This window comes from Cellulomonas sp. P5_C5 (assembly GCF_054049655.1).
Genome location: NZ_JBFULY010000032.1, coordinates 20,687 through 45,118 on the forward strand (window position 1 = coordinate 20,687; position 24,432 = coordinate 45,118).

General features: G+C 70.6%; 24 protein-coding genes. 8 read left to right on the forward strand and 16 right to left on the reverse strand.

Going from position 1 to position 24,432, the window contains the following annotated elements; genetic code table 11:
• Positions 1 to 41 precede the first annotated feature (41 nt).
• Positions 42 to 917 (reverse strand): universal stress protein, encoded by an 876-nt coding sequence (locus tag ACXJKF_RS19085; RefSeq protein WP_456789303.1) that lies wholly within the window; start codon positions 915 to 917, stop codon positions 42 to 44.
• 287 nt (positions 918 to 1,204) lie between these two features.
• Between ACXJKF_RS19085 and ACXJKF_RS19090 the strand changes: the two genes are divergently transcribed.
• Positions 1,205 to 1,741, forward strand: coding sequence for a DoxX family protein (locus ACXJKF_RS19090; protein ID WP_456789304.1), 537 nt, complete (start codon positions 1,205 to 1,207; stop codon positions 1,739 to 1,741).
• 69 nt (positions 1,742 to 1,810) lie between these two features.
• Here the strand turns inward: ACXJKF_RS19090 and ACXJKF_RS19095 are convergent, their stop codons facing one another.
• A complete protein-coding gene (locus ACXJKF_RS19095; protein WP_456789305.1) occupies positions 1,811 to 3,358 on the reverse strand; it encodes a GAF domain-containing sensor histidine kinase in 1,548 nt (515 codons plus the stop codon).
• Positions 3,359 to 3,462: 104 nt separating this feature from the next.
• Between ACXJKF_RS19095 and ACXJKF_RS19100 the strand changes: the two genes are divergently transcribed.
• Positions 3,463 to 4,017 (forward strand): flavodoxin family protein, encoded by a 555-nt coding sequence (locus ACXJKF_RS19100; protein WP_456789306.1) that lies wholly within the window; start codon positions 3,463 to 3,465, stop codon positions 4,015 to 4,017.
• On the opposite strand, the gene ACXJKF_RS19105 is transcribed toward ACXJKF_RS19100, so the two are convergent.
• From ACXJKF_RS19105 to ACXJKF_RS19130, 6 genes are all read right to left on the reverse strand, one after another.
• On the reverse strand, positions 4,009 to 4,677 hold the full coding sequence (locus ACXJKF_RS19105; protein ID WP_456789307.1) for a response regulator: 669 nt from the start codon (positions 4,675 to 4,677) through the stop codon (positions 4,009 to 4,011). The two genes, ACXJKF_RS19100 and ACXJKF_RS19105, sit on opposite strands and share 9 nt — an antisense overlap.
• A gap of 26 nt (positions 4,678 to 4,703) precedes the next feature.
• Positions 4,704 to 5,219, reverse strand: coding sequence for a DsrE/DsrF/DrsH-like family protein (locus tag ACXJKF_RS19110; protein ID WP_456789308.1), 516 nt, complete (start codon positions 5,217 to 5,219; stop codon positions 4,704 to 4,706).
• 1 nt (position 5,220) lies between these two features.
• A complete protein-coding gene (locus ACXJKF_RS19115) occupies positions 5,221 to 5,535 on the reverse strand; it encodes a TusE/DsrC/DsvC family sulfur relay protein (RefSeq protein ID WP_456789309.1) in 315 nt (104 codons plus the stop codon).
• Between the two features lie 12 nt (positions 5,536 to 5,547).
• A complete protein-coding gene (gene sqr, locus ACXJKF_RS19120) occupies positions 5,548 to 6,783 on the reverse strand; it encodes a type III sulfide quinone reductase, selenoprotein subtype (protein WP_456789310.1) in 1,236 nt (411 codons plus the stop codon).
• 5 nt (positions 6,784 to 6,788) lie between these two features.
• Entirely contained in the window at positions 6,789 to 7,070 is a 282-nt protein-coding gene (locus tag ACXJKF_RS19125; protein ID WP_456789311.1) for a dsRBD fold-containing protein, read from the reverse strand.
• A 128-nt stretch (positions 7,071 to 7,198) separates the two neighbouring features.
• Complete coding sequence (locus ACXJKF_RS19130) at positions 7,199 to 8,143, reverse strand: CPBP family intramembrane glutamic endopeptidase (protein WP_456789312.1); 945 nt, start codon at positions 8,141 to 8,143, stop codon at positions 7,199 to 7,201.
• 190 nt (positions 8,144 to 8,333) lie between these two features.
• On the opposite strand from ACXJKF_RS19130, the gene ACXJKF_RS19135 reads away from it, so the two are divergent.
• Together ACXJKF_RS19135 and ACXJKF_RS19140 are read left to right on the forward strand one after the other, a co-directional pair.
• The gene (locus tag ACXJKF_RS19135) at positions 8,334 to 9,773 is read left to right on the forward strand and encodes an MBL fold metallo-hydrolase (RefSeq protein ID WP_456789313.1); all 1,440 of its coding nucleotides are present in this window, start codon (positions 8,334 to 8,336) and stop codon (positions 9,771 to 9,773) included.
• Positions 9,758 to 10,054: a DUF1918 domain-containing protein gene (locus ACXJKF_RS19140; protein ID WP_456789314.1), complete on the forward strand. Its 297-nt coding sequence runs from the start codon at positions 9,758 to 9,760 to the stop codon at positions 10,052 to 10,054. The genes ACXJKF_RS19135 and ACXJKF_RS19140 overlap by 16 nt, the downstream gene beginning before the upstream one ends.
• A gap of 919 nt (positions 10,055 to 10,973) precedes the next feature.
• Here the strand turns inward: ACXJKF_RS19140 and ACXJKF_RS19145 are convergent.
• Together ACXJKF_RS19145 and ACXJKF_RS19150 are read right to left on the reverse strand one after the other, a co-directional pair.
• Entirely contained in the window at positions 10,974 to 11,834 is an 861-nt protein-coding gene (locus ACXJKF_RS19145) for a universal stress protein (RefSeq protein WP_456789315.1), read from the reverse strand.
• A 123-nt stretch (positions 11,835 to 11,957) separates the two neighbouring features.
• Positions 11,958 to 12,239 (reverse strand): DUF2188 domain-containing protein, encoded by a 282-nt coding sequence (locus tag ACXJKF_RS19150; RefSeq protein ID WP_456789316.1) that lies wholly within the window; start codon positions 12,237 to 12,239, stop codon positions 11,958 to 11,960.
• Positions 12,240 to 12,361: 122 nt separating this feature from the next.
• Here ACXJKF_RS19150 and ACXJKF_RS19155 point away from each other — a divergent pair, with 122 nt between their 5' ends.
• Complete coding sequence (locus ACXJKF_RS19155; RefSeq protein ID WP_456789317.1) at positions 12,362 to 13,309, forward strand: universal stress protein; 948 nt, start codon at positions 12,362 to 12,364, stop codon at positions 13,307 to 13,309.
• Between the two features lie 184 nt (positions 13,310 to 13,493).
• Here ACXJKF_RS19155 and ACXJKF_RS19160 read toward each other — a convergent pair whose 3' ends face one another.
• From ACXJKF_RS19160 to ACXJKF_RS19180, 5 genes are all read right to left on the reverse strand, one after another.
• Complete coding sequence (locus tag ACXJKF_RS19160; protein ID WP_456789318.1) at positions 13,494 to 13,817, reverse strand: cation-translocating P-type ATPase C-terminal domain-containing protein; 324 nt, start codon at positions 13,815 to 13,817, stop codon at positions 13,494 to 13,496.
• Positions 13,818 to 13,996: 179 nt separating this feature from the next.
• Positions 13,997 to 14,833 carry a universal stress protein gene (locus ACXJKF_RS19165; protein ID WP_456789319.1) on the reverse strand — a complete coding sequence of 279 codons (837 nt, stop codon included), beginning with the start codon at positions 14,831 to 14,833 and terminating at the stop codon, positions 13,997 to 13,999.
• 217 nt (positions 14,834 to 15,050) lie between these two features.
• Positions 15,051 to 15,779, reverse strand: a complete 729-nt coding sequence (locus ACXJKF_RS19170) for a VIT1/CCC1 transporter family protein (RefSeq protein ID WP_456789320.1) — start codon at positions 15,777 to 15,779, stop codon at positions 15,051 to 15,053.
• Positions 15,769 to 16,233 (reverse strand): hypothetical protein, encoded by a 465-nt coding sequence (locus tag ACXJKF_RS19175; RefSeq protein ID WP_456789321.1) that lies wholly within the window; start codon positions 16,231 to 16,233, stop codon positions 15,769 to 15,771. The genes ACXJKF_RS19170 and ACXJKF_RS19175 overlap by 11 nt, the downstream gene beginning before the upstream one ends.
• A 568-nt stretch (positions 16,234 to 16,801) precedes the next feature.
• Positions 16,802 to 17,167 carry a hypothetical protein gene (locus ACXJKF_RS19180; RefSeq protein WP_456789322.1) on the reverse strand — a complete coding sequence of 122 codons (366 nt, stop codon included), beginning with the start codon at positions 17,165 to 17,167 and terminating at the stop codon, positions 16,802 to 16,804.
• 332 nt (positions 17,168 to 17,499) lie between these two features.
• On the opposite strand from ACXJKF_RS19180, the gene ACXJKF_RS19185 reads away from it, so the two are divergent.
• The 3 genes from ACXJKF_RS19185 to ACXJKF_RS19195 all read left to right on the forward strand — a co-directional run bounded on the left by ACXJKF_RS19185 (position 17,500) and on the right by ACXJKF_RS19195 (position 22,421).
• Complete coding sequence (locus tag ACXJKF_RS19185; RefSeq protein ID WP_456789323.1) at positions 17,500 to 18,567, forward strand: alpha/beta hydrolase; 1,068 nt, start codon at positions 17,500 to 17,502, stop codon at positions 18,565 to 18,567.
• Positions 18,568 to 18,685: 118 nt separating this feature from the next.
• Positions 18,686 to 20,410, forward strand: a complete 1,725-nt coding sequence (locus tag ACXJKF_RS19190) for a SulP family inorganic anion transporter (protein ID WP_456789324.1) — start codon at positions 18,686 to 18,688, stop codon at positions 20,408 to 20,410.
• Positions 20,411 to 21,110: 700 nt separating this feature from the next.
• On the forward strand, positions 21,111 to 22,421 hold the full coding sequence (locus ACXJKF_RS19195; protein ID WP_456789325.1) for a wax ester/triacylglycerol synthase domain-containing protein: 1,311 nt from the start codon (positions 21,111 to 21,113) through the stop codon (positions 22,419 to 22,421).
• Positions 22,422 to 23,496: 1,075 nt separating this feature from the next.
• Here ACXJKF_RS19195 and ACXJKF_RS19200 read toward each other — a convergent pair.
• The coding region (locus ACXJKF_RS19200) for a LacI family DNA-binding transcriptional regulator (protein ID WP_456789326.1) at positions 23,497 to 24,432 on the reverse strand (936 nt) is incomplete at its 5' end.

The following is a 24,432-nucleotide window of genomic DNA, read 5'->3' on the forward strand; positions in this document are numbered from 1 at the left end:
GACCACCTGCATCGCACCGGTGGCGCCCTGCCCCAGAACTGTCATCCGTTGTCGTGCACGACGATCACCGGGATCGTCGCCTCGCGCAGGACGGCGTGGCTGACCGAGCCGAGCAGCATGCCGCGGAAGCTGCCCAGTCCGCGCGAGCCCACCACKAGAAGCGCAGCAGCGGCGCCGAGGTTGACGAGGGCGTCGGCCGGGTCGTCGTCGACGAGCGCGAGCTCGACGGTGAGCCCGTCGTTCTCACCCCGGAGCTTCGCGGCCACGGCGTGCGCCGCCCGATGAGTCGGGTCGTTCTCGTCGGCGGTCTCCAGCGGCGGGATGCTCCCGCGCCCGAAGGGGTCGGGGATCGTCGGTCGAGCGTGCACGACGAGCAGGGGCCGCCCGCGCATCCACGCCTCTCTGGCTGCAACGTTCGCCGCCGCCAGGGACGCCGACGACCCGTCGACGCCGACCAGGACCGCCGCACCCGTCGTCGCCGGCCGGTCAGGATCGGAGCGAACGACCACGACTGGGCAGCGGGCGTGTGCCGCGACGTGCACACCGGTCGACCCGGTGCGCGAACGCCCCACGCGCGCGTGTGCGCCGAGCACGAGCAGCTGGGCGCCGAAGCTGAGCTCACGCAGGCACGGCACCACCTGACCGTGCAGCACGCGCGTCTCGACGTGGAGACCCGGGTGATGCTCCTCGAGCATGGCCACCTCGTCCGCCAGGAACTCCTTGGCCTCGGTGCCGATGTCGCCGGGCCCGATGATCGGGTACCAGCTCCACGCAGTCTCCTGCCAGGAGTCCTCGACCACCCGGACGAGCAGAAGCTCTGCCCGTCGCCTGACGGCCTCGTCGACGGCCCACCTGAGCGTCTGTGCGCTGTGCGCTGTTCCGTCGAGGGCGACGACCACCGGTCCGTCGGCGCGCATGAGCAGCCTCCTTCGTCCGCGTCGGACGACGCCGACCATCTGGCCGGCCGCACCGCCCGCGCTCCCTCCACCTTCCGCCMGCGTGACCTGCGGCGTCCCGGGACTTGAGTCCCGGATGTCCGGATCAGAGAGGACCTTCGACCCTGTGTCGTCGTCCGCGGCACGGAGCACCGTGGGCTCGTCAGAGTTGACGACAACCCGGTCCCGACGACGGGGCCGTGGAAGAAGGGAAAGGCATCATGGCCACCATTCATCCTGAGGCYAGGACGTCGACACACCCGGCTGTCATGGTCGAGGACGACGTCGTCACCTCCGCGACGGGCCGACGCTGGCTCGCCGTCACCAGGCTCGCCACGGGGTTCATCTTCCTGTGGGCGTTCCTCGACAAGACCTTCGGTCTGCACTACTCCACGGGCGCCGCAGTAGCCGAGGGTGACCCGACACTCGCCTGGATCGACGGCGGCACGCCCAGCCAGGGATTCCTGCAGTACGGGACCACCGGCCCGTTCGCAGACACGTTCGCCTCGATGGCGAGCACGTGGACGGACTGGCTGTTCATGCTCGGCCTGCTCGGCATCGGTGTCGCGGTCATGCTCGGCGTGGGGATGCGCATCTCGGCCGTCGCCGGATCCATCATGATGGCGCTGATGTGGGTGGCTGAGTGGCCGCTCGAGCAGGGCTCGACCAACCCGCTGATCGATTACCACGTCATCTACGCCCTCGTCCTCGTCGTGTGCGCGGTCCTGCTCGCCGGCGACACCTGGGGCCTCGGACGTCGCTGGGCTCGCATCCGCGCGGTCCAGCGATTCGCCTGGCTGCGCTAGCCCGAAGACCATCCGCGGTCGCCGCGCGTCTCGCGCGACGACCGCGGGCGGATGCTGTCGGCAGCCGGTTCACGCCACCGGCACCGACCAGCGCAGGACACTGCCACCCTTGAGCACCCCTTCCGCGGTCATCGTGCCTCCGCGAGCTGCCGCGCGATGTGCCAGGTTGGCGAGGCCGCTGCGATGATCGGCCGTGGCGGGCATGCCGACACCGTTGTCCTGCACCTCGATCCTCAGGTCGGCCGCGAGCGCGATGCGGACGACGACGTCGTGCGCACCAGCATGGCGCGCCACGTTGGCGAGGGCTTCCCGGATCACGGCGACGGCGTCGTCGATGATGCCGTCGGGCACCGTTGCGTTGATGCCATCCGTCAGCAGCCTCGGCAGGAAGCCCAGGATCCGCCGCGCCGCACCGATCTCGGCATCGATGCGAGGCAGAAGTCCGACACGGGCCCCGCGGTGTCGGACGCTGAGCCTGAAGATGGTGGTGCGGACGTCCTTGATGGTTCCGTCCAGGTCGTCGATCGCAGTCTCGAGCCGCCTCGCCACGTCGGGCGGAACCGCGTCCTGGGCGGCGCTCTGGAGATGGAGGCCGATCGCGAACAACCGTTGGATCACCATGTCCTGCAGGTCACGAGCGATTCGATCACTCTCCTCCAGCACGGCCAGCCGAGAGCGGTCGACCTGGGCCCTCCTCACGTCCAGTGCGAGAGCGAGCTGCTCTCCGAACCCGGCCACGCTCAGGAGGTCAGGATCTGGATACTCCTGCTGGTGGTCGGCGGGCCAGCACGCCACGAGTCCGCCCACCCACCGGTGGCCGGTGCGCAGTGGGACGAGGAGTGCCCAGACGTCGCCAGCCAGGCCGATCTCGACCCCGTCGGACATCCTGGACATGGTCGGGGCCCAGCTCACGAGGTCGTCGGTTGCGAGAGCGGGCTGCAGCTCAGGACTTTCGTGAAGGAGCACGCGCGCCGCCCCTGTGCGTCGACRCACCCGTTCCACGACCTCCGCGATCGCGTCGGCGTAGAGCTGTCCGCTCGTCACCGCGCTGGTGCACGCGGCCGCCGTCTCGAGCCACAGCTCGTGCTCGCGTACCCGCCGGTAGGTACGGGCATGGTCGATGGCAATGCCGGCGGATGCGGCAAGTGCCACGGCGAGCTGCTCGTCGCGGGCGGTGAAGTCCTCGCCGCCCGCCTTGTTGGTCAGGTAGAGACTGCCGATCACCGCACTCCGCGCGCGCACCGGGACCCCGAGGAAGGTGTGCATCAGCGGATGGCGCGCGGGAAACCCGACGGACGAAGGATGCTCGGCCACGTCGTGCATCCTCAGTGCCTTCGGACTGGACAGCAGGTGGCCGAGGACGCCGCGGCCCTGGGGCAGAGCACCGATGAGGTCGGCTGAGTCTTCGGTCAGGCCGCCGTGGACGAACTTCTCAAGGTCCCCGTGCGGTCCGAGGACGCCCGAGGCGCCGTAGGTGGCGCCGGTGAGAGTGCACCCCGCACGAACAAGGCGGTCGAGCACCGTAGCCGTGTCGAGCTCCGCCGACATCGACACGATCGCACTCATCAGCGCGTCAAGCCCACGATCGGGCTCGGCGGCCGAACCGCCTGCACCCACCTTCGCAGCATAGAACTCCGAGCCCGGGATGGGCCGTTCGGCCCTAGAGATGAGCTCGACGACGCCACACGCTGGGGAGAAGGGATGCAAGGAAGGTGAGCGCGATGAGGGCGCTGGTCGTGTACGAGTCGTCGTTCGGGAACACCGCGCACATTGCGCGGGCGGTCTGGGAGGGCATGTTCAGCTGTCTGCCGGACGTCGCCCTGCTCGAGGTCGGTGCGGCCCCGGCTCACCTACCGCACGACGTCGAGCTGTTGGTCGTCGGTGGGCCGACACAGGTCTTCGGCATGAGCCGACCTGCGACGCGGGCGGACGCTCAGGCGCAGGGCGGGACGACCGACGCGGGACCCTMGACGGGCGTGCGGGAGTGGCTCGCCGCGCTCGAGCCGCCAGAACGCCCCGTCCGTGCGGCGACGTTCGACACACGCATCCACAGCCCTCACGTGCCCGGCTCCGCTGCAGTCGGGGCGTGGCGCGCACTGCGGCGCGCAGGCTTCGACGTCGCTGCCGAGGCCGAGAGCTTCTGGGTCCTCGGCACGAAGGGACCGTTGCGCGACGGAGAGCTGGAGCGCGCGTACTCGTGGGGCGTTGGTCTGACGAGTCTCCTGCTGGGTGGGCACCGATACGACTCCGGACCGCACCCTCTGCCGTCACGGTGACGACTCGGCTGCGGAGACAGCCGTCGGGCGGTGCCGAGTCGCGATCACGGGGATGGTTCGTGCGGGATCGCCGCTCCCGAAGATCGCCAGCAGTGTCCTGACGTCACTCTTGACGGCCAGCTCATCGAGGACCATCTGGCGTGCGATCTCGGGGTTCGTCAATCCTTCGCCGATGAGGTGCAGAACGGCCCGTTCCCGCGCGGTCAGTAGGTCGAGGCGTGCGTCGTGCTGGGGGGCGAGCACGACGTTCTCGAGCGCCCGAGACCTCATCGTCGGCGACAGCATCGGCTGCCCTGTGGCGATGAGCCTGATCGACTCGAGGAGGTTGCGCCCATGCAGGTCTTTCACGAGGTAGCCCGCTGCACCGGCCATCACGCACGCGAGCAGGGCCTGGTCCTCTTCCGAGGAGGTGAGCATGAGGCACCGAACCCTCGGTGCCAGGTCACCAAGCTCGCGGCAGACCTCCACGCCGCTGCTGTCGGGCAGCCGGACGTCCACGACCGCGACGTCGACGTCGGCAACTGGCACACGCGCCAACGCCTCCCAGGCGTTCGCGGCCTCCCCGACGACAGCCAGATCGGACGCGGTATCGACCAGCCGCAGCAGGCTTCGCCGGACGAGGTCGTTGTCGTCCACCAGGAACACGCGGATCTGATCCACGGTGTCCCACCCTCGGTCGGCTCGGCCTAGATGAACAGCAGCTGGGCGCCGGTGGTCTTCTCGATGAAATCACTGGCGCTGATGATTCCCTCGACGTCCTCGTCCAGGTCGGCCGCTGTCAGGTGGTTCATGTCGGCGGACAGGCGGCACGCCCAGAGGTGGCCGCCGGACGCCACGATCTGCTCGAGGAACTCGGGCACATCGGGGACGTCGAGGTCGGCGATCGCCTTCTTCAGCTTCGAGGTGGCCATGTGCGTCATCCCCGGCAGGCCGCCGAGCCCCTGGGGCATGTGCGTCGCGGTGTTGCCGAGCATCGTGAACTTCAGGTCGTCCATCGTTGCCTTGGTGATGATGTCGAGGCCCCAGAACGTGAAGAAGAGGTGCGTCTCGACACCCTCTCCGAGGGCGGCGTTGGCCAGGATGAGGCCGGGATAAGCCATGTCGAGGTTGCCCTTGGAGCAGATGATGGCGAGGGTGCGGCCTGTCGCGTCGTCGGAGTCGAACTGCGGGATGACCGCGGGTGCGGCCTCGGTCGTGGTCATGTCAGACACATCCAACGGGCTTGGGCAGGCCGGCGACGTAGGCCATCTTCTTGGCCGGCTTCTGCGGGAAGAGGCGGAACAGGTCCTTGACTGGCACGCCGCTCCCGGCCGACGCCCGCCGGAGGGTTGCGGTCTCGCCGCGCTGCGCGAAGTCGTCGCGCAGGAACGTGAGCACGGTGCGGTGCTCGCCGGTCAGCTCCAGGCCGATGTGCGACGCGAGGACCGCCGCGAGGTCGTCGTCCCACTCGGCGGGGTCGGTGAGGAACCCCTCCTCGTTGACGTGGATCTGATGACCGCCGAGGGTCGTGACTGGCATGGCGCACCTCTCTCAGGACGTGGTGACTGGGGTCTGCTTGCCGACCATGGACATGGCCGACGCCATCGGCATGGGGCGCCCGGGCAGGAGGACGTTCCAGTAGATCCAGCGGAAGGCGAGCTTTCCCATGTGGTTGGCCCGGGTCTCCCTGAGCAGGCTCATGGGTCCGACGTAGGGCGCCGGGTACATGCCGGTCAGGGGCTGGGTCTCGTAGTTGAAGTCGAGCAGCAGGGCCTTACCGTCGCCGGACTCGACGAAGCAGTTGGCGTGGCCGTCGAACGAGTGGGTCATGGGCCTGCCGGCGGCGTGCTCGACGAGGTTGCCGACCAGGATGTCCGCCGAGAAGTGCGCGACGGATCCCGCCTTGGAGGTGGGGATGTCGGAGGCGTCGCCGACTGCGAAGATCCGCGGGTCGGCGAGGGACTGCAGCGTGTGCTTGTCGACCGGGACGAAGCCCAGCTCGTTGCCCAGGCCGGAACGGGTGACGAAGTCAGCGCCCATGTTCAGCGGGATCGTCACGAGCAGGTCGAAGGGCACCTCGCGGCCGTCGTAGGACACCAGCGTCGTGTCCTCGATGTGCTCGACCAGGAAGTCGGGCTCCACGGTCACGCCGCGGTCGACGAGCATCGACCCGAGCTGCTCGGCTGCGATGGGCTTGGTGAACGCGCCGTCCAGCGGCGTCACGAACACTAGGTCGGTGGCGGAGCGCAGCCCGTGCTCGCGCAGCCAGGCGTCCACCAGGAAGGTGAACTCCAGCGGCGCGACGGGACACTTGATCGGCATGTCGGTGATGTGGACCACGAGACGGCCGCCGCGGAACCTGCTCAGCGCATCGGCCAGCGCCTTCGCACCGTCCAGCGTGTAGAAGTCGAAGATGCTCCGCCGCCACTGTGCTCCGAGCATCCCGGGCGTCTGGTCCGGGCGCGGTGACGTGCCGGACGCGATCACGAGGTAGTCGTACGGGAGCAGCCGACCGTCCAGGAGGAGCACCTCCCGCGCGGCGGTGTCGACGCGGTCGACAGACTCGAGCACCAGCTCCACGCCGTCGTGCACGAACGCATGGCGGGAGCGGACGAGCTCGTCTGTCGGGCCGCCGAACGGGACGAACAGGAACCCCGGCTGGTAAGGGTGAGCGTCGTCGCGGTCGACGACGGTGATCGCCCAGGTGTCGTCCAGCTTGCGCCGGAGCTTGTTGGCCACCATCGTCCCGGCGGTCCCGGCGCCGAGCACCGTGACGTGCCTGGTCATGGCACTCAGTGCGCGATCTGCACGTCGCCGTGCTCGATCGCGGAGATGTCGTCGGAGGTTGCTCGCAGGAGGCGGTCCGCCAGGTCGCGCAGCGCGCGGGCGGCCGCCAGCTCCTCGCCGATCTCGGGGACGTCGACGTCCTGTGGTGCGCGTCGCGCTCGGCCGTAGCCGTCGAGGTGGGTGCCGGCTGACGTGGTGAGCACGGCGTGTGCCTTCGTCAGGTCGCCGTCGGCCCGCAGGTCGTCCGCATCGAAGAGATGGATCACGACTTTCCAGGTGTGCGTCATCGCACTGCTCCTTCCGCCTGGCGGGGCCGACCGCCACGACGGCGGTTCGTCCTCAGCACCCAGGCTTCTTCGACCCAGGTGTTCGACATAGAGCAGAAGGTCCTGACACACGCGCAGCGCCCAGCGCGTCACACGAGGGCCGCCGTCAGGAACGTGAAGATGGCGACGTCGGACAGGAAATGGATCCACCACGCCCAGAACAGCCCGCGCGTCTCCAGCATCGCCTTGGCCAGCAGCCACCCGAGGAACACGGTGATCGCCGCGCCCCCCAGGCCGCCCGGCGTGCCGAAGTAGTGCGCCACACCGAAGAACACCGCGCTCTGCCACAGCGCGGCACGACCGCCGACGACTGGGCCCAGGGTGGCGAGCAGGGGAGCCCGGTAGGTCAGCTCCTCGGTCACGGCGTTGACCGCGGCATACACCAGGATCGACGGCGCCATCGAGGCCACCGCCAGCATCGTGTCCCCGTCCGGTCGCAGCACCAGCCACTGGCCGAGCGCGACCACCACGGCGATGTACACGCTCCACTGCAGGGCGAACCGGGACCAGGGGACGGCGTGGGGGAAGCCGAGCGCCCGGACCGGCGTGATCGGAGCGTGCAGGTCCCCGCGGGCGAGGTAGAGCTCCTGGCGTCGATAGCCCAGCGCCACGAGCACGCCCATCATCGTGAGGGTCACCGCGAGCTTGCCGAGCTGCTCGGCTCGCATGCGCGTGTCCAGCATCGATCCGCCGAGCACCGGATCGAGCTGCGCCAGGGCATCGTGGATCCGGGGCGAGAGCGTCATCAGCACCACGAACGTGGCCATGACGACCGCGAAGTCGCGAAGAGGGCGCAGGCGTGGCGCCGCGAGCGTCGCGATCACGAGACCGACGAGCCCCACGCCGATCACCGCACGCCACCACGTCGGGACAGCACCTGCCAGCTCGATCCAGAGGATCTCCGGGACCGCGCTGACGACGACGAGGGTCGCCCAGGCGATGACTGTCAGGTCGGGACGTGGACGGTCCTGTGCCAGCACCGCCGCCCGCGAGCGAGTGCGGCCGGTCCCTGAGTCCGAGTCCGCGCGCGTCATCACGACCTCCCGTGACTACGTCCTGACGACCACCGTCTTCGCCGGCCCGGAGGTCGCGTAGGGGCATTGGTCCCGTCTCCACGGGTGCACCCCGGCTCCGGGACCTCCGGCCCTAGTCCCTACCCGTGCACGTGCGCAGGCTGGCGGAAGAGGCACGACGACGTGAGTCCTCGCTGGTGGGAGGTTCGAGATGAACGGCGAACAGACGGCCCTCACGTTTCTGGGCGGAGCCGGGACAGTCACAGGAAGCGCCTTCCTCCTGGAGCACGGTGGTCGTCGACTCCTCGTCGACTGCGGCCTCTATCAGGGGGAACGACACTGGCGGCGTCTGAACTGGGAGCCCTTCGCCGTACCGCCCGCAACTATCGATGCGGTCGTCGTGACGCACGCCCACCTGGATCACTGCGGCTACCTGCCCGTGCTGGTTCGTGACGGGTTCGCCGGTCCGATCTGGGGCACCCTGCGGTCGAACGAGCTGGCGGCGATCGTCTTGCGGGACAGCGGACGCCTCAACGAGCGCGACGCCCAGTACGCCCGCGCGAGCGGGTACTCCCGCCATGACCCCCCGCTGCCGCTCTACACGGTGGAGCAGGCCGAGCAGGCCATCACGCACTTCCGCGACGTCGCGTACGGCGACGCGGTGCCGCTCGGTGACGAGTTCAGCTTCACACTGTCGCCCGCAGGCCATGTGCTCGGCTCGGCCAGCGTCCTCGTCAGGGCGGGGGGAGCCCGAGTGCTGTTCTCGGGCGACCTGGGGCGCCCCAGTCACCCGGTCCTGCCGCCTCGGGGGTGTCCTCCCGACGCGGAGACGGTCATCATCGAGTCGACCTACGGTGACCGAAGCCACGACGTCGCCAGGACGGAGCATTTCCGCATGGCGGCGGCGATCCGCCGGACGATCAGACGCGGAGGGTCGGTTCTCATCGCCGCGTTCGCCATCGACCGAACGGTCCTGGTGCTCGAGGCGCTCTCCGCACTCATGCGAGACGGAGCCATCCCCGAGGTCCCGGTCATCGTCGACAGCCCCATGGCGCTCGCCGCTCTGGAGGTGTACCGCGACGCCGCCCGGAACGGTGAGCTCCAGACCGGGATGGGCCCCGACCTCGTCGAGCTGCCGACCCTGCGGCTCGCTCCGACGCCGGACGAGTCGATGGCGCTCAACCGGCCCAGCTCGCCGTGCATCGTCCTGTCCGCATCCGGGATGGCGTCCGGAGGGCGCATCGTCCATCACCTGCGCTCCTGGCTGCCCGATCGCKACAACTGCGTGATCCTGACCGGCTTCCAGGCGCTGGGCACGCGGGGCCGAGAGCTCGTCGACGGAGCCCGTGAGGTCAAGCTCGTGGGACGGTACGTGCCCGTGCGTGCGGAGGTCGTCCATGACGAAGAGTTCTCCGTGCATGCCGACGCAGACGAGCTCGTCGAGTGGCTGGGGCAGATGGATCGACCGCCGGCAGCTGTCTACGTGGTGCACGGCGAGGAGCGCTCGGCACTGGCACTGGCGCACCGCGTCCGCGACAGCCTCGCCTGTGCCGTCAGCGTCCCGGAACGTGGCGAGAAGGTCCTCGTCGACGACCCCACCGGGAGCGTCCCGTCTTCTGCGGTGGGCTCGTCGTCATGGAGCGCATCGTGAGGGCCAGGGCTGGCGACCGGCTCGTCGTCGCCGGGGCGCACCTCGGCGACACCGGTCGCGATGCCGAGGTCGTGGAGGTCCGCGGAGACGACGACGGACCGCCTTTCCTCGTGCGGTGGTCGGACTCCGGTCACCTCGGTCTGGTCTTCCCAGGGCCGGACGCCGTGATCGCCGCCGCTCACCCGTGGCGTTCAGACGTGCGCCGCCGTGCGACCGACGCCAAACCTCCGCTCTCCACGTTCCGGACGTCGGCTCGGCCTGGAACGGCAGCCCTCGGCTGACCGGGCCGGCCAGCCTCGACTGGACGGGAGATGCCCCATGCTGCGGCCACTCCTCGATGGATCCGCCGCGCCGAGGGCGTCAGGAGCGGCCGGGCAGCGCGTTCACCGGGCCGGTGACGCACACATCGACAGGTAGACCATCCACCTCGGCAGGGACGTCGACGTTCGCATCGACGACGTTCACCCGGAGCGCGTAGCCCTCGTCCTTCCGAGCGAGCCCGACACCACAGACGCCAGACCGTCCGACCAGCTGGGAACGAAGGCGTCGCTGGGCGCGACGGGCAGTGCCCAGCGTCGGAGCGGGATGGTGGCCGCGGAGTGCAGTCGGTGTGCCCGCCACCTGGCATTCCTCGTCCGGCCGAGCAGTCGTCCGCTGCGTGGCAAGGGCGGTCGGGAGAGGTCCGGCGTTGGTCGGCGTCGATCTGAGGTCGACGTCCACGAGCACGGTCGCACCGGCCCGTCGCAGCTGGAGGGTGCACGCACCCGCGCCGGCGAGGTCGTGCAGCTGGGCGAGGACTGCCCCGCATGCCGGCGACGAGACGTCGAGAGTCATCGCCATGGACCGCGTGCCCGTGCGAGCAGAGTCGAGGACTGCCTGCCGGACCAGGAGTGCCGCCGATCGAGCAGCCGTCGTCCCGTCCCCGCTGTGGACCTCGAGGCGGCAGGCGAGACCGTCGCACTGCAACTTCACGGTGGCTCCACCGGCGTGAAGCTCCGACGGGGTGTGCCGTGTGTCGATCATCGCCGTACCTCTCTGCTTCCCAACGCGGCGGAGGTCATCGCACTCAGTGCGGTGCAGACCGGTCTCGCCCTGGTCGCCTGGGCAGACCTTGCCAGTCGGCCGGCGGCACTCATGCGTGGTCGGAAGGTGCCGGTGAATCAGTTTCGCCGGCACCCTTCCATCCTCTGACCTGCACCTCTAACGCACGACCGCCACCGGACACGTAGCGTGGTGCAGGATCGCCTGGCTCACCGACCCGAGCAACAGGCCGCGGAAACCACCCAGGCCGCGAGACCCGACCACCAGGAGCTCGGCGTCCTCGGAGGCGGCGAGGAGGACGTGCGCGGGTCCACCGCGGTGCACCATGGACGTCACGCTCACGTCGGGGTAGCGCTCCATGTGGCCCGCGAGGCCCTCGGACAGCACTGCCTTCTCTGCCATCCGGATCTCTTCGATCTCTTCGGGCATCCACGGCGGTACTGGTCCGAACAGATTCGGCATCTCCCATGCGTGCACCGCGACGAGGGGGAGCCCCAGGCGGGACGCCTGGTCGAACGCGTAGTCGACGGCGCTGCCGCTCGTCGGGGAGCCGTCCACACCCACCACGACCGGTCGCGTGGAGGGCTCCGCGGCCGGGGGCGGMGTGCGGACCACGACGACCGGGCAGTGCGCGTGTGCAGCGACAGTCACACTGACCGACCCGAGGAGCAGACCAGCGAAGCCGCCGCGGCCACGGGATCCCACCACGAGCAGRCGGGCACCCTTGGATGCCTCGGCAAGGACGGCTGCCACGCTGTCCTCAGGCTCGAGCTGCGTCGTGACCTCGAGGTCGGGGTCGATGGCCCGCAGACGCTCGACCCCGCCCGCGAGAACCTGACCACCGATCTGGGATGTCAGGTCCGAAGGGCGGTCAGCGACGATGTAGCCGTCGAGGAACGTCCGCGCGACATGCACGATCCGGAGCGGAACGTGCTCGCGTCGAGCCACTCTCGCAGCCCATGCCAGCGCCCCGTCCGCGTGGGTGGAGCCGTCGTAGCCCACCACGATCTCTCGGTTCATCTCGCACCTCCGAAGACTTCCTTGTCTCATCCGTTCGTTCGGATACCTCGATCGTGCGATCACGGCGGTGTTCGTTCGTAGAGTCCGAGGTCCCGAGCTTCGCCCTTGACGACCGACGCGATGTCACGCCGTGCGGCGGGGATACGTCGTGCGTCGCGCGACGCTGCCGTCCTCGTTCTCGACGACGTGCTCAGCGCCGAGCTCGATCGCATGCTCCCGGCCGGCCGCGATGGCATCGGACTTCAGGTCGGCTGCTCCGAACCGTGCAGCGCCACCTGCGATGCGGCTGATCCAACGACCCGAGACCGGGTCGCGAAACGTCACGATGCGTGTCGTGGACACGTTCCCCACCTCCTTGTCGACGGACCTTCTGACCTTCACCACTGTTGCGGGCACAGTCCCCACCGGGGAGAGGCGAAGGTCCCGTCCGCCCTACATCCCCCAGACGGGGGGACCAACGGCCGTGGTGCGCCGCCTCCACGCGCGGTTCGCTGAACTTGGGAAGGTGAGTCACGGAAAGGACCGCCATGAGCTCGTCCGGCACTGTCGAATCCGGCCCGATCGTCGTCGGCGTCGACGGTTCGGAGTCGGCACTCCGAGCCGTCGACACGGCTGCCGTCCAGGCGCGGCTGCTCGGGTGCCCGCTCGAGGTGGTTCACGCGTTCATCTGGCCCGAGCTCCATGGGCCGGCGATCCCGACACTCCCGGACCTGCCCGGTGCGGGCCTGAGGATGCCGGCTGAGCGCATCGTGGACGAAGCGGTCCGGCGGGCGCAGGAGATGGCGCCCGGCGTCGCTGTCAGTGGAGCGGTGATCACAGGCGCACCCGAACCGGTCCTGATGCGCGCGAGCGTCCACGCCGCGCTGGTGATGGTCGGGGATCGCGGTCTCGGTGGGTTCACGGGCCTCCTGCTCGGCTCGGTCGCGGTCGAGCTGGCCTCCTATGCGCAGTGCCCGGTCCTGGTCGTCCGTGGACGACCCGAGCCCTCCGGTCCGGTGGTGTTGGGGGTGGACGGCAGTGCCTCCGGGGACACGGTCGCCGACCTTGCTCTGTCGTGGGCGGCGGCGAACCGGCTGACCCTCCGGGCCGTCCACGCTGCGCCGGAGGCTCCGTCGCGCCGCGCTGACCCTGCTGGCGAGCGCGGCCGGCGGTGGGCGCCCGACGCCTCGGCCGTCCCTGCGGTGTTCGCACTGGCCGAGGTGCGCCGACGCGCCTACCCGGCGGTCGACGTCGAGCGTGAGGTGCGACGTGGGGATGCTCGCCGCGTACTCATCCGCGAGAGCGAGCACGCGAGCCTCGTCGTCGTGGGTTCCCGGGGGCGCGGCGGATTCGAAGGACTTCTGCTCGGATCGGTGAGCCACGCGACGCTGCACCATGCGGCCTGCCCGGTCGCGGTCGTCCCTCACGAGATCCGGAGGCTTCGACCCCCTCTGGGACGTTCCGACGCCCTGCGTGCGTCGCGAGTCGACACATGAGCTCGGACGCGTCGACGGAACCTCCCTGCCCGCCGTGCCCTTCTCTGAGGGTGTCGTTGGGCCGAAGCCCCGGAGGAAACGGCCGGCGCGTGTGCGCGCCCGCTTCGACGGGCTCGAAGAGCCTTGTCGACAGTGTCAGCGACTAGCACCGCCCGCACGGCCGTAGCCGCGCGTATCCAGCCGTTCAGGTTCGGCATTCGCTACGGCAGGCGTACGCGTTGGCCAGCTGGCCCAGGACGATCCCGCTGAACGCGACACCCGACGCGGCAGCGGGGAGAGCAGCGGAGGGCACCTCCCCGAGCGACCAGCCGCCCATGACGAGGACGACGAGGAAGGCGCCGATCGACGCGACGGCCTCCGCCGGCCCGAGCACCGCGAAAGCTCGGCGCAGGACGACATGGTCGACCAGAGCCTGTGCACGGCGACCCTCCATGGTGCGCCGGTTCGGCGGCTCCGCCCCGAGAGCGAGGACCGGCAGAAGATCGGTGCCGATGTCGAGTGCCAGCACCTTGAGGACGGTCCGCGGCGTGCTCCTGAGCGAACGAGAAGAGCCCGTTCACGACGACGACGGTCGCGATCGCGACGGCGAGCGCCGGCATCCCCGCGATCCACGCCAAGACCAGCTGGCCGGGGACCAGCGGCGGACGAGCAGTCTGGACCAGAGCGGGACACGGCCCGGCCTGCTCGTCAGACGACGAGCTCGTGCGGCGGGTGCACGATGGCGACCGGGCAGGTGGCGTGGTGCACGACGGCGTGACTCACCGACCCGAGCAGGAGACCCGCAAAGCCGCCGCGCCCCCTGGAGCCCAGGACCACCAGCTGGGCGTCACCCGATGCCGCCAGCACGACCTCGGCGGCTCCGCCCAGGCTCACCGTCGACCGCACGTCGACGTCGGGGTACCGATCGCAGTGACCGGCGAGGCTCTCCGCCAGGAGAGCCTTCTCTGTGACGAGCCGATCCGCGATCTCGTCTGGTGTCCAGGGCGGCGTCGGACCGAGCAGCGCGGGCATCTCCCACGCGTGCACCGCCGACAACGGAGCCTCGAGGCGTGACGCCTGGTCGAACGCGAGGTCGACGGCGCGGACGCTCGTGCGCGAGCCGTCCACACCGACCACGACGGGCCGTGTGAGCGGAACCGCGGATCTGCCCGGACGGCGCCGAACCACCACCACCGGGCAGTGGGCGTGCGCCGCGACCGCCGTGCTCACGGAGCCGAGCAGCAGCCCTGCGARTCCGCCCAGGCCGCGCGCTCCGACCACGAGCATGCGTGCGTCCATGCTCACCTCGACGAGAGTGCCGGGAACGCTGTCGCGCAGCTCGAGCGATGACGTGACCTCGACGTCCGGGGCCTCAGCTCGTGCACGTTCCACGCCGTCGGTCAGTGAACGGGAGCCGCCCTGTCCGAGTCCGACATGGACGATGTGCAGGGGACGGCGCTCCCGCCGTGCCTCGTCGGCGGCCCATCCCAGCGCCTGCTGCGCCTCCGCAGAGCCGTCGTACCCCACCACGATCTGCCCGCTCATGCTGCACCTCCAGCGCGCGTCGGCTGCGGCAGTCCTCTGCTCGTTCCAGGTTTGCCCAGACACCGTGCCGACCCCAGGGCCGTTGGTCCCGAAGCCATCACCCCTGACTCCGGAGCAGACGATCCGGGTCCGTTCTGTGCCGAAGGACTGCGGGCAGCGCCAGTGACCGAGGGACGAGGAGGGATCCGAGTCGCTCCAGGTCGCGTTGCACAGGTCGCTAGAGAGCGGACACGCCCAGAAGGCGACCCACGGCATAGGTGACGACCATCGCCAGCGCGCCGCCAACGACGAGGCGCGCCATCGCCCGCACACGACGTGCGTGCCCAAGGCGCGCACTGATCCCACCCGTGATGGCGAGCGCCAGGAGGACGGCGACGAAAGTCACGGCGACGCGAACACCGGCAGGTGCAACGCCGATGGCGACCAGGGGTAGCACCGCTCCGGCCGTGAACGACAGGCCAGACGAGATGGCAGCATGCACCGGGTTGGTCAGCCCGTTCGGATCCAGGCCGAGCTCCACATCCAGGTGGGCAGCCACCGGGTCGCGAGCACTGAGCTCCGACGCCACGGATCGAGCAGTCGCAGCCGACAGGCCCTTCGACTCGAAGATTCGGGTCAGCTCCTCGAGCTCCCCTTCAGGATCGCTCTCGACCTCGCGGCGTTCGTGCTCGATGAGCGCTCGCTCAGCGTCGCGCTGGCTGCTCACCGACACGTACTCCCCGAGCGCCATGGAGACGGCCCCGGCAACGAGCCCGGCGACCCCCGCAACGAGGATCGGACCTAGTGCCGCCGTAGCGCCGGCGACGCCGACGACCAGCCCTGCCGTCGAGATGATGCCGTCGTTGGCGCCGAGCACGCCCGCGCGCAGCCAGTTCAGGCGGGACGCTTCTCGCCCCCGGCCGGCATCGACGACCGGGCGTGCGTGTGTTGCACCGCTATCGGGCATGGATCCGACGCTCAGGCTGTCGCGGGCGCGGCTCCGTCGACGGCCGGTCAGCTCGCCCAACCATCCACCGCGCAGCAAGAGCCGTCTCAGCCAGCCCCACCGCGAAGAACGCCCACTGCACCGGCGACTCCCAACCGATCATGGGCAGCTGAGCGAGCACCCAGCCGGTGAGTACTACTCCGGCGCCAAGCGCGGCCTGAGGCGCGAGGGCGTGCCGCCGTAGGCCGAGCACCAGTGCGACACCCTGCGGCACCGCGACGCACACGCCGAGGGCCAGGGCGGGCACGGCTGGGCCGTCGATGAAGGTGAGCCGGTCGACCAGAGGATCGAACTGGCCGGAGAGGAAACCCTGCACACCCGCGAGGGCACCTACGGTGGTCAGACCCTCGAGCGCGATCGACCACCGTCGGGCCACGGGGCTCGCGGGACGGGGGAGGACCCTCCGCTCGATCATGAACCGAGCCTGTCCCGGGCTTCCACGCCGGGACCAGGGCACAACGTCCCACGACAGCGCAGCGGCCGATGCGCAATCGTTGGGCCAGGTGCCGTACCCGCAACTTGGCCCGAGGTCCAGGAGGTCGTTCCATGGCATGCCGCTCGGTTCGTTCCGAGGACACCGGCTCCGGGGGGCTCCCGACTCACGGGAGCCGACCGGGCCGAGCCTGGATGGGTGCCTGGGTCGCCATCGCCGGCGCTGCTGTCGCCAACGGAGCCGTGCGCGAGCGGTATCTAGTGCCGCGCTTTGGCGAGGTGCGCGCACAGCAGATCTCGACCGGCGCACTGGTCGCCGTGATCTGGACGGTGGCCGCCGGGCTCGGCCGGGCGCGGCCGCTGCCCGACCGTGCCTCGGCGCTGACCGTCGCCAGCGGGTGGGTCGGATCGACGATGACATTCGAGGTGGGGCTCGGTCTGCTGCGGCGGGTCCCGCTGCGGGAGCTGGTGGCTGCCTACGACCTGCGAGCAGGCAGGTTGTGGGCACTCGTCCCGATCACCATGGCCGTCGCTCCGATCGTCGTAGGAACTCACGCCCTCCACCGACGCGTGAGCAACCCCACGATCGCCACGCAGATGCCGATGATGCTGCCGACGAAGCCGAGGCCGAGCAGGATCCGTACGACCAGCTCCCAGTCCAGCGCCTGACCGGCGAAGGAGAACGGGAACGTTCGCCACAGCGCCACGATCGACACCACTGCGACCGTGGTGACGACGACATCGCCGAGCGCCCTCAGCCACGGTGGGTCGATCACCAGGTAGATCGCGTTGGCGATGATTCCCACAAGGATCGCCACGTTCACGAAGGGCAGCACCTGCGCGAACGAAGCCGTCAGGAACGGCAGCGCCTCCCAGCCGGGCTGCACATTGATCAGCCAGAGGAGGGCGACGTTCACGAGCGACCCGACGAGGTAGCCGGATCTCCGGGCGCCCCGCGGGGGGCGCGTGGTCGGTGGCGCGGTGCTCAGGCTGCTCACCGGACTCTCCTCTCGTGGAGGCGTCTCCGAGCACCAGCGTTGCCCCGTCGACCGAGAAGGGTCAGGGCCGAAGGTCTCTGTGAGCGCGACCTCGGGCCGCGTTGCGCGCGCTCCGCCCGTCGGCCGGAGTCTTGGTCCTCTCCGTAGCTGACGGGAGGTAGCCGCAACCGGGCCGTTCTGCCCTGTCCCGGGCCTCCGGGACGCGCTGGGGTGGGGTGATGAGTGGCCGCCGGAGGCTCGCATCGCGGGGAGTGCTTGCCGTCGCGCTCGGGACGGTGGCTGTCGGCGTCGGAACCGGAGTAGGTCCGCCCAGATTCCAGACCGGCGATGCCGGCGTCGCCGCGCTCCTCGGGCTCGGCGCGCTCGTGCTCGGCGTGGTGCTCGTGATCATGGGCTCTGCTCAGCTGACCCGGGCGGTACCCCGCTGGTGGCGGTTCGTGGCCGTGCCCCTGACGGTGATCGTGGTCGCACTGGGCGTCTACATCATCGCCGTCCCCGTCATGGTGACGACCGCGCCGACTCCGCCGCCCGGCACGATGACGCCGTCCGACGTCGGGTTGGCGTACGAAGACGTGGCGATCGCAACGAACGGCGGCAACCTACTCGCGGGTTGGTACACGCCCTCCATCAACGGCGCAGCGGTGATCGTCCTGCACGGGTCGGGGTCCAGCCGGGCGAGTGTCCTCCAGCACACCAAGGTCATGGCGCATCACGGGTACGGCGTCCTGGCGCTCGACGCCCGCGGACACGGTGCCAGCTCGGGACGGGCGATGCGCTGGGGCTGGTACGGCGACGTCGACGTGCCACGTGCCGCTGCCTACCTCGCCTCCCGGCCGGATGTGGATCCGGCCCGTATCGCCGTGGTGGGTCTGTCGATGGGTGGCGAGKAGGCCATCGGCGCGGCGGCCCGGACGAACGACATCCGCGCGGTCGTGGCGGAGGGTGTCACCGGGCGAAGCGCGGACGACCTGTGCTGGCTGTCGAGCGCGTACGGCTGGCGCGGCACCCTGACCAGAGCAGTCCATGCGGCCCAGACGTCGCTCGCGGACGTACTGTCGGAGCCGCCCCGGCCCCCGCCGCTCGAGGAGGCGGTGCGCGGTATCGCCCCGAGGCCGGTCTTGCTGGTCGCAGCTGGTCAGGTACCCGACGAGCAGCATGCGGCCGCCKCCCTACGGGCGGCGGCACCCGACTCCGTCCAGGTCTGGGTGGTCCCCGGAGCGGATCACATGGGTGCCCTGGGGACCGCTCCGGAGGCTTGGGAGTTGCTGGTCGTCGGCTTCCTGGACACGGCGTTGGTCGACGCCGACGCATCCCGGTGACGAGTGCTCGGACCGACGGTTGACGGGTGACAACTCCTGGCTGGTGGACGCTCGAAGCTCCGGGTCTCAGGGACGTCCGGCCCGAGTTCTCCATCACAGCCGGTCCTAGGCTCGAGAGATGGACCGCGGGTGGGTCGTAGGGCTGCTCCCCGGCGTCGGTGCGGCCCGGAGCTACGAGCGCGTGTGGCTGCGGCGGGACCTGGTCGCCGGAGCCACCCTTGTCGCGGTCGCGATACCCGCGGGGATGGCGTATGCCTCGGCCGCAGGGCTGCCGCCGGTCACGGGCCTGTACGCGACGATCGTCCCCCTTCTCGTCTACGCGCTCGTCGGTCCGTCGCGGGTGCTCGTGCTCGGGCCGGACTCGTCGCTCGCGCCGATGATCGGCGCCGCGGTGCTGCCGCTCGCGCTGGGCGACGCTGACCGTGCCGTCGCGCTGGCCGGCATGCTGGCGGTGCTGATGGGTCTCATGCTGGTCGGCGGACGGGTGCTGCGGCTGGGGTTCCTGACCGGACTGCTGTCGATGCCGATCCGCGTCGGGTACATGAACGGGATCGCGCTGGTCGTCATCGCCGGCCAGCTGCCCAAGCTCCTCGGCATCGCGGTTCCTCCCGGCTCGTTCTGGGAGCACCTCGGTCGGACGGTCACCGCGGTCGCCGACGGTCAGGTCAACGGCGCGGCGGCCGCGATCGGCGTCGGATCCCTCGCGGTCATCGTCGCGGCGCGTGCGCTGGGCGGCACCGCGAAGGGCATCGTGCTCGCGGTCGTCGGGGCGAGCGTCTTGACCGCTGCGCTCGGGCTCGCCGACCAGATCCCCGTGGTCGGCGCCCTGCCGTCCGGCCTGCCCGCGCCGGCCCTCGCGGGCCTGGAACCCGGAGACGTGCTCGCGCTCGTAGGCCCGGCGGCGGGCATCGCGCTCATCACGTTCGCCGACACGACGGTGCTCTCGCGCGCGCTCAGCGGCAGCCKGGAGAAGGCCGTCGACGGCAGCCAGGAGATGGGGGCGCTGGGTGTCTCGAACCTCGCGACCGGGCTGCTCGGTGGCTTTCCCGTCTCGGGAAGTGCATCGCGCACGCCGGTCGCGGTCCAGGCGGGCGCGCACACGCAGCTGACGGGCGTCGTTGCCGCGGTGCTGCTCGTCGTCTTCATGCTGGTCGCACCCGGCCTGCCCGAGTACCTGCCGTCGGCGACCCTGGCCGCGGTCGTCATCGCGGCCGCGTCCTCCTTCGTCGACGTGCGCACGCTCGTCCGCCTCGTGCGGATGAGCCGGAGCGACGCGGCTCTGTTGGTCGCGGCGTTCCTCGGTGTGGCGTTCGTCGGCGTGCTGCAAGGCATCGCCGTCGCCGTCGCGTTGTCGCTCGCGGTGTTCGTGCGCCGGGCGTGGGAGCCGTACCGTGCCGAGCTGGTCAGCGTGGACGGCATTCCCGGGTTCCACGACCTCAGCCGGCACCCCGAGGGAGAGCGGGTCCCGGGCCTGGTGATCGCGCGGTTCGACGCACCCCTCTTCTTCGCCAACGGCGACGTGTTCGACACGTGGGTCCGGGGCCTCGTCGAGGACGCTCCCGCACCGGTGCATCGAGTGATCATCGCGTCAGAACCGATCACGGGCCTCGACACGACCGCTCTCGACGCGCTCGTCAAGCTGGACGACCACCTCGCCGCCCTCGGGGTCGACCTGGTGTTCGCGGAGATGAAGGGCCCGGTCAAGGACCGCCTCGTGCGCTTCGGTGTCGGCAGCCGGTTCGGACCCGACCACTTCTACCCCACCGTGCACAGTGCCGTGCGGGCCTACCGGGCCGAGCGAAGCGGTTCGGAGGGGTCGGCGGGCTTGCCCGCCGAGGGCTGACGGCTCCGATGCGCGCTGAGGCGCTCGCCTCGTGCTGACAGCTCACGGATCTTCCGCAGGCCGTCCAGCCGTGCGGACAGGTAGGTGCGGGGTGAAGCCCAAGGAGCTGCGCGCGTGAGCAGCTGCCGGATGGCCAGGTCGTGGAGGTCCCGGGCGATGCGGGTGCGCTCGTCGTCCAGCACGGCCAACCCCTGGACCTGCCGTGACTCGGCCGGCGCGAACGCCAGCGCGGCCTGGGACGCGAACGTCCGCGAGAGTGCGAGGTCGGCGTACGTGAACGGTTCGGCTCCGACCCGGCGGAGGAGGACCAGGACGCCGACGCCTGGCCGGCGGCGCCCATCGGCGCGAACATCCCCGAGCCGAAGCGGGCGAGAGCCCGGTCGGTGCCCCCGCTGGGGCGGCGGTGCCGGCGTCGACCCTGCTCTGCACGAACGTCGTCGACGTGCCGGTCTCGTCGACGATGTGGATGGCCCCGTACCGCGCGCCCGTCAGGTCCGTGCTGGCAACCACGAACCGCTMGAGCAGGATTCCCATGCCGGGCCGCTCCGGGACCAATCTCGGGTCCTTCGGCCCTGGAACCGTCCGGCACGAGCTGCTTGCCTCGGACCAGGGGCTCTGGACGGGAGGCCGGGCCATGGTCGGAACACGTACCACCTCGCCTGCTGGGGGCCTGTCGCACCGAGCTCGGGGGCGCCGGTCGGTGGACCGGATCGACCATGGCGACCTGGCCGAGCTCGTCTCCGACGTCGGCCCCGTGCCGCTGAACGTCGGCGTCGTCCTGCTCCTCGGAGCGGGCGCGACGAGCGACGAGCTCGTGCTCGCCCTCGTCGACCGCCTCGGCCGTGTGCCGCGGCTGCGACAACGACTGGTGACGCCGCCCGTCGTGCTGGGCCGTCCGTACTGGGTGGATGACGAGACGTTCGACCCGCAGGCCCATCTCCGTCACCAGGTGTGCGCAGCGGGCGACACCGCCGCGGTGCTCGACGTGGCCGCGACAGCCCTGACGGAGCCGCTGCCACGCACCCGGCCGCTGTGGCGGGTGCATGTGGTCAGCACACCCGACGGCCGACCCGCCGCGCTGGTGCTGGTCGCACATCACGCGGTAACCGACGGCGTCGCCGGCCTGTGGGTGCTGCAGCGGCTGCTCGACGGAGCTGGGCCCGCCGACCTGCTGCCCGCCGACGCGCTGCTGCCGCCGCGCGCGCCGGACCTGCTCCTCGAGAACGGAGCCGCGCTCCGGCGCCGGATCGCCGGGTTGCCTCGGACGCTCGCACGGCTGTGGCAGGGCGGACTCGAGCTGGGCCCGGGACCGTGGTTCGGCACAGGCGCGCCGCGGACCTCGCTGAACAGGCCGACCGGTCCGCGGCGCCGCGTCGCCGCCGTCGACGTCGCCCTGGCGCCGCTGCTGGCGGCCGCGCATCGTCATGGTTGCTCGTTCAACGACCTCCTGCTCGTGGCGACGACGAGTGCGATGGCGCAGGTGCTGGCCGCGCGGGGCGAGCACCCGGATCGCCTCGTCGCCTCCGTCCCGGTGTCGGGCCACCCCGCAGCTCGCGTCGACGAGCCCGGCAACAGCGTCGGAGCCATGCTCATCCCGGTTCCCCTCACCGGTGCGACGCGCGACCGGGTGGCGGCAGTGGCCCGGTCCACCCGGGCCCGCAAGGTCGCGGCGCGGGGGTCGTCCAGCTCCCTGATGGTCCCCGCCTTCCGGATCGCTGGGCGCGCGGGAGCCTTCCGCTGGGTCACCGATCGGCAGCGCCTGCTCAACACCTTCGTCTCGAACGTGCGCGGTCCAGCGGGGCCGCTCGCCATCGCGGGCACACCCGTGCTCGAGCTCGTGCCGATCGCGGCGACAGCCGGCAACGTCGGCGTCGCCTTCGCCGCACTCTCGGCCGCCGGACGGCTCGTCGTCTCCGTGATCACCGATCCCGACGTCGCACCCGAGACCGACGAGCTCGCGTCGCGCGTGGGGGCCGAGCTGACGGCGATGGCCGGCCTGGCGGGTCCGTGACCCGCGAGACGGGACGTTCGGCCCTCCGGCTGGGGGATCAGGCGTTTCGTGGAGGAAGGCGATGGGCTGGTGGCCAGCATGTTCCAGGTACGCATCCACGGACGGGGCGGGCAGGGCTCATTCTCGAGGTCGTCGAGCAGCAGCTCGGAGCGGTCGTCGGATTCGTCGTCAATGCTGCCGTGCACGCGATCGTCGGCGTGATCCTGCGGCCGGAGCGGACATCGCGGTGAACCGTGCATCCCGCACGCTCGACCCGCGCCGTGCCCAGACCGGCCATGTCGGCCGAGCGGGAGCCGAGCGGTCCGCTGCGCCCTCGGAGCGCTCCGTGAGCACACGTGCGCACAGACCGCCGAGTAGACCTGCGCACCGATGGACCTGCAGGTCAGAAGGTGTCTGTCTGGTGCCCCGAGTGGGATTCGAACCCCACCAGACGGCCGAATCGGACACGAGGGCGACCGCGCCGCGGCCGTGACCTGCGGCTTCGTCCGTCCGTGTTGCTCTTCGTTGCTCTCGATTGGTTGTCGTTGTCCCCTCGGGGGACAGATGACTCTGGCCCACTCGGCGCCAGCCGTCTGGGGATCGGACTGCCGCTGATCGCGATCGACGTGACGCACCGAGCACCGCGGTGACGTCGTCTTCGATCGCGATTCGGGGTGAAGGGGATTCTGACGTCACCGTCGCGAGCTCCACCAGCCGCTCGACCCGCCGCGCGGTGAACCGGACGCGTCGACCGCCGACGCGCAGGTGTTCGAAGCGACCAAGTCGCACCTGCTCGCGGACACACCAACCTGAGGTGCCTAGCAGAGCGGCGACCTGCTCTGGGCTGGCTGTTGCCGCAGCATCAAGTTCGATGTGGTCCGTCATGCGTCCTCCCGAGGTTCGCCGTCACGGGCAGGTGTGCGAAGGCAGCCCCAACACGCGATGCTGACCCGACCACCCGAGCTATTCAGAGGGCGCGGCGGAGGGCGGGGGACCACCCACCGTTGGGGCGATTGGCGCCGGTCACACCGCGCTTCGCACGACGCGGAAGGCCAGGTCGCCGATGCGTGGACTCACCGCGGCGGATGGCGCTCCGTCACATCGCCGCAGGGTGGAGCGCCGGTGCCGCCGAGGTCGAACGGCGCACGACGAGCTCAGGCGCCAGGACCACGGAACGATGCGTGTGCGGACCGGAGCGCGCGGCCGCCTCGGCCTGCACCAGCTCCGCACCGATCCGCCCGACCGTCTCGCCTGGCTGGCTCACGGTCGTGATCGGGATCGGGCTGTCCCAGGCCGCCTGGTTGTTGTCGAAGCCGACGATGGCGACGTCCTCCGGGATCGAGATCCYGACGGTTCCGGCGAGAGCCTGGACGATCCCGGCTGCCAGGAGGTCGGAGGAGGCGAAGATCCCGTCGACCTCGCCGCGGKCGACGAGATCGGCCACCACCAGCCCGATCTCCCACCCGTCGGCACGGTTGATGCGTTCGGGCATGATCTCCCTGACGCTCCCGAGTCCGTGCTCACGCAAGGCCCGGCGATAGCCGCGCCCCCGGTCATGCACAGGCTTGAGCTCGTCAGGCCCGCCGACGAACACCAGCCGGCGGCGCCCGAGCTCGAGCAGGTGCTGGGCTGCCAGGTATCCGCCGAGCTCGTTGTCCACCGAGGCGCTGCAGAACCGGGACTCAGGAGCATTGAAGTTGAGCATCACCAGGGGTGTGCGCCCTGTCGCCCGTGAGGCGATCGACGCGAAGTGGTGCTCGTCGTTCAAGGTCATGAGGATCCCGGCGAACCTCGACTCGGCGAAGAGCCCGAGGTAGCGCTCCTCCCGATCCAGCCGGCCGTCGCTGTTGGCGAGCATGAGGTCGACTCCGGCGAGCTCCGCGGCACGCTCGGCGCCGCGCGCGATGTCGATGAAGAGGGAGTTGCTGAGGTCGGTGACCACCAGCCCGATCGTCGAGCTCGACCCGGCCGCGAGTGATCTGGCCAGACCGTTGGGGACGTAGCTCAACATCTCCATCGCTCGGACGACGCG

Excerpts from the sequence above, each read along its gene's own strand:
- ACXJKF_RS19175 (WP_456789321.1), bottom strand. The coding sequence starts at position 16,233 with ATGATCGAGCGGAGGGTCCTCCCCCGTCCCGCGAGCCCCGTGGCCCGA.
- sqr (WP_456789310.1), bottom strand. The coding sequence starts at position 6,783 with ATGACCAGGCACGTCACGGTGCTCGGCGCCGGGACCGCCGGGACGATG.
- ACXJKF_RS19125 (WP_456789311.1), bottom strand. The coding sequence starts at position 7,070 with ATGACGCACACCTGGAAAGTCGTGATCCATCTCTTCGATGCGGACGAC.
- ACXJKF_RS19170 (WP_456789320.1), bottom strand. The coding sequence starts at position 15,779 with ATGCCCGATAGCGGTGCAACACACGCACGCCCGGTCGTCGATGCCGGC.
- ACXJKF_RS19115 (WP_456789309.1), bottom strand. The coding sequence starts at position 5,535 with ATGCCAGTCACGACCCTCGGCGGTCATCAGATCCACGTCAACGAGGAG.
- ACXJKF_RS19130 (WP_456789312.1), bottom strand. The coding sequence starts at position 8,143 with ATGACGCGCGCGGACTCGGACTCAGGGACCGGCCGCACTCGCTCGCGG.
- ACXJKF_RS19090 (WP_456789304.1), top strand. The coding sequence starts at position 1,205 with ATGGTCGAGGACGACGTCGTCACCTCCGCGACGGGCCGACGCTGGCTC.
- ACXJKF_RS19155 (WP_456789317.1), top strand. The coding sequence starts at position 12,362 with ATGAGCTCGTCCGGCACTGTCGAATCCGGCCCGATCGTCGTCGGCGTC.
- ACXJKF_RS19140 (WP_456789314.1), top strand. The coding sequence starts at position 9,758 with ATGGAGCGCATCGTGAGGGCCAGGGCTGGCGACCGGCTCGTCGTCGCC.
- ACXJKF_RS19110 (WP_456789308.1), bottom strand. The coding sequence starts at position 5,219 with ATGACCACGACCGAGGCCGCACCCGCGGTCATCCCGCAGTTCGACTCC.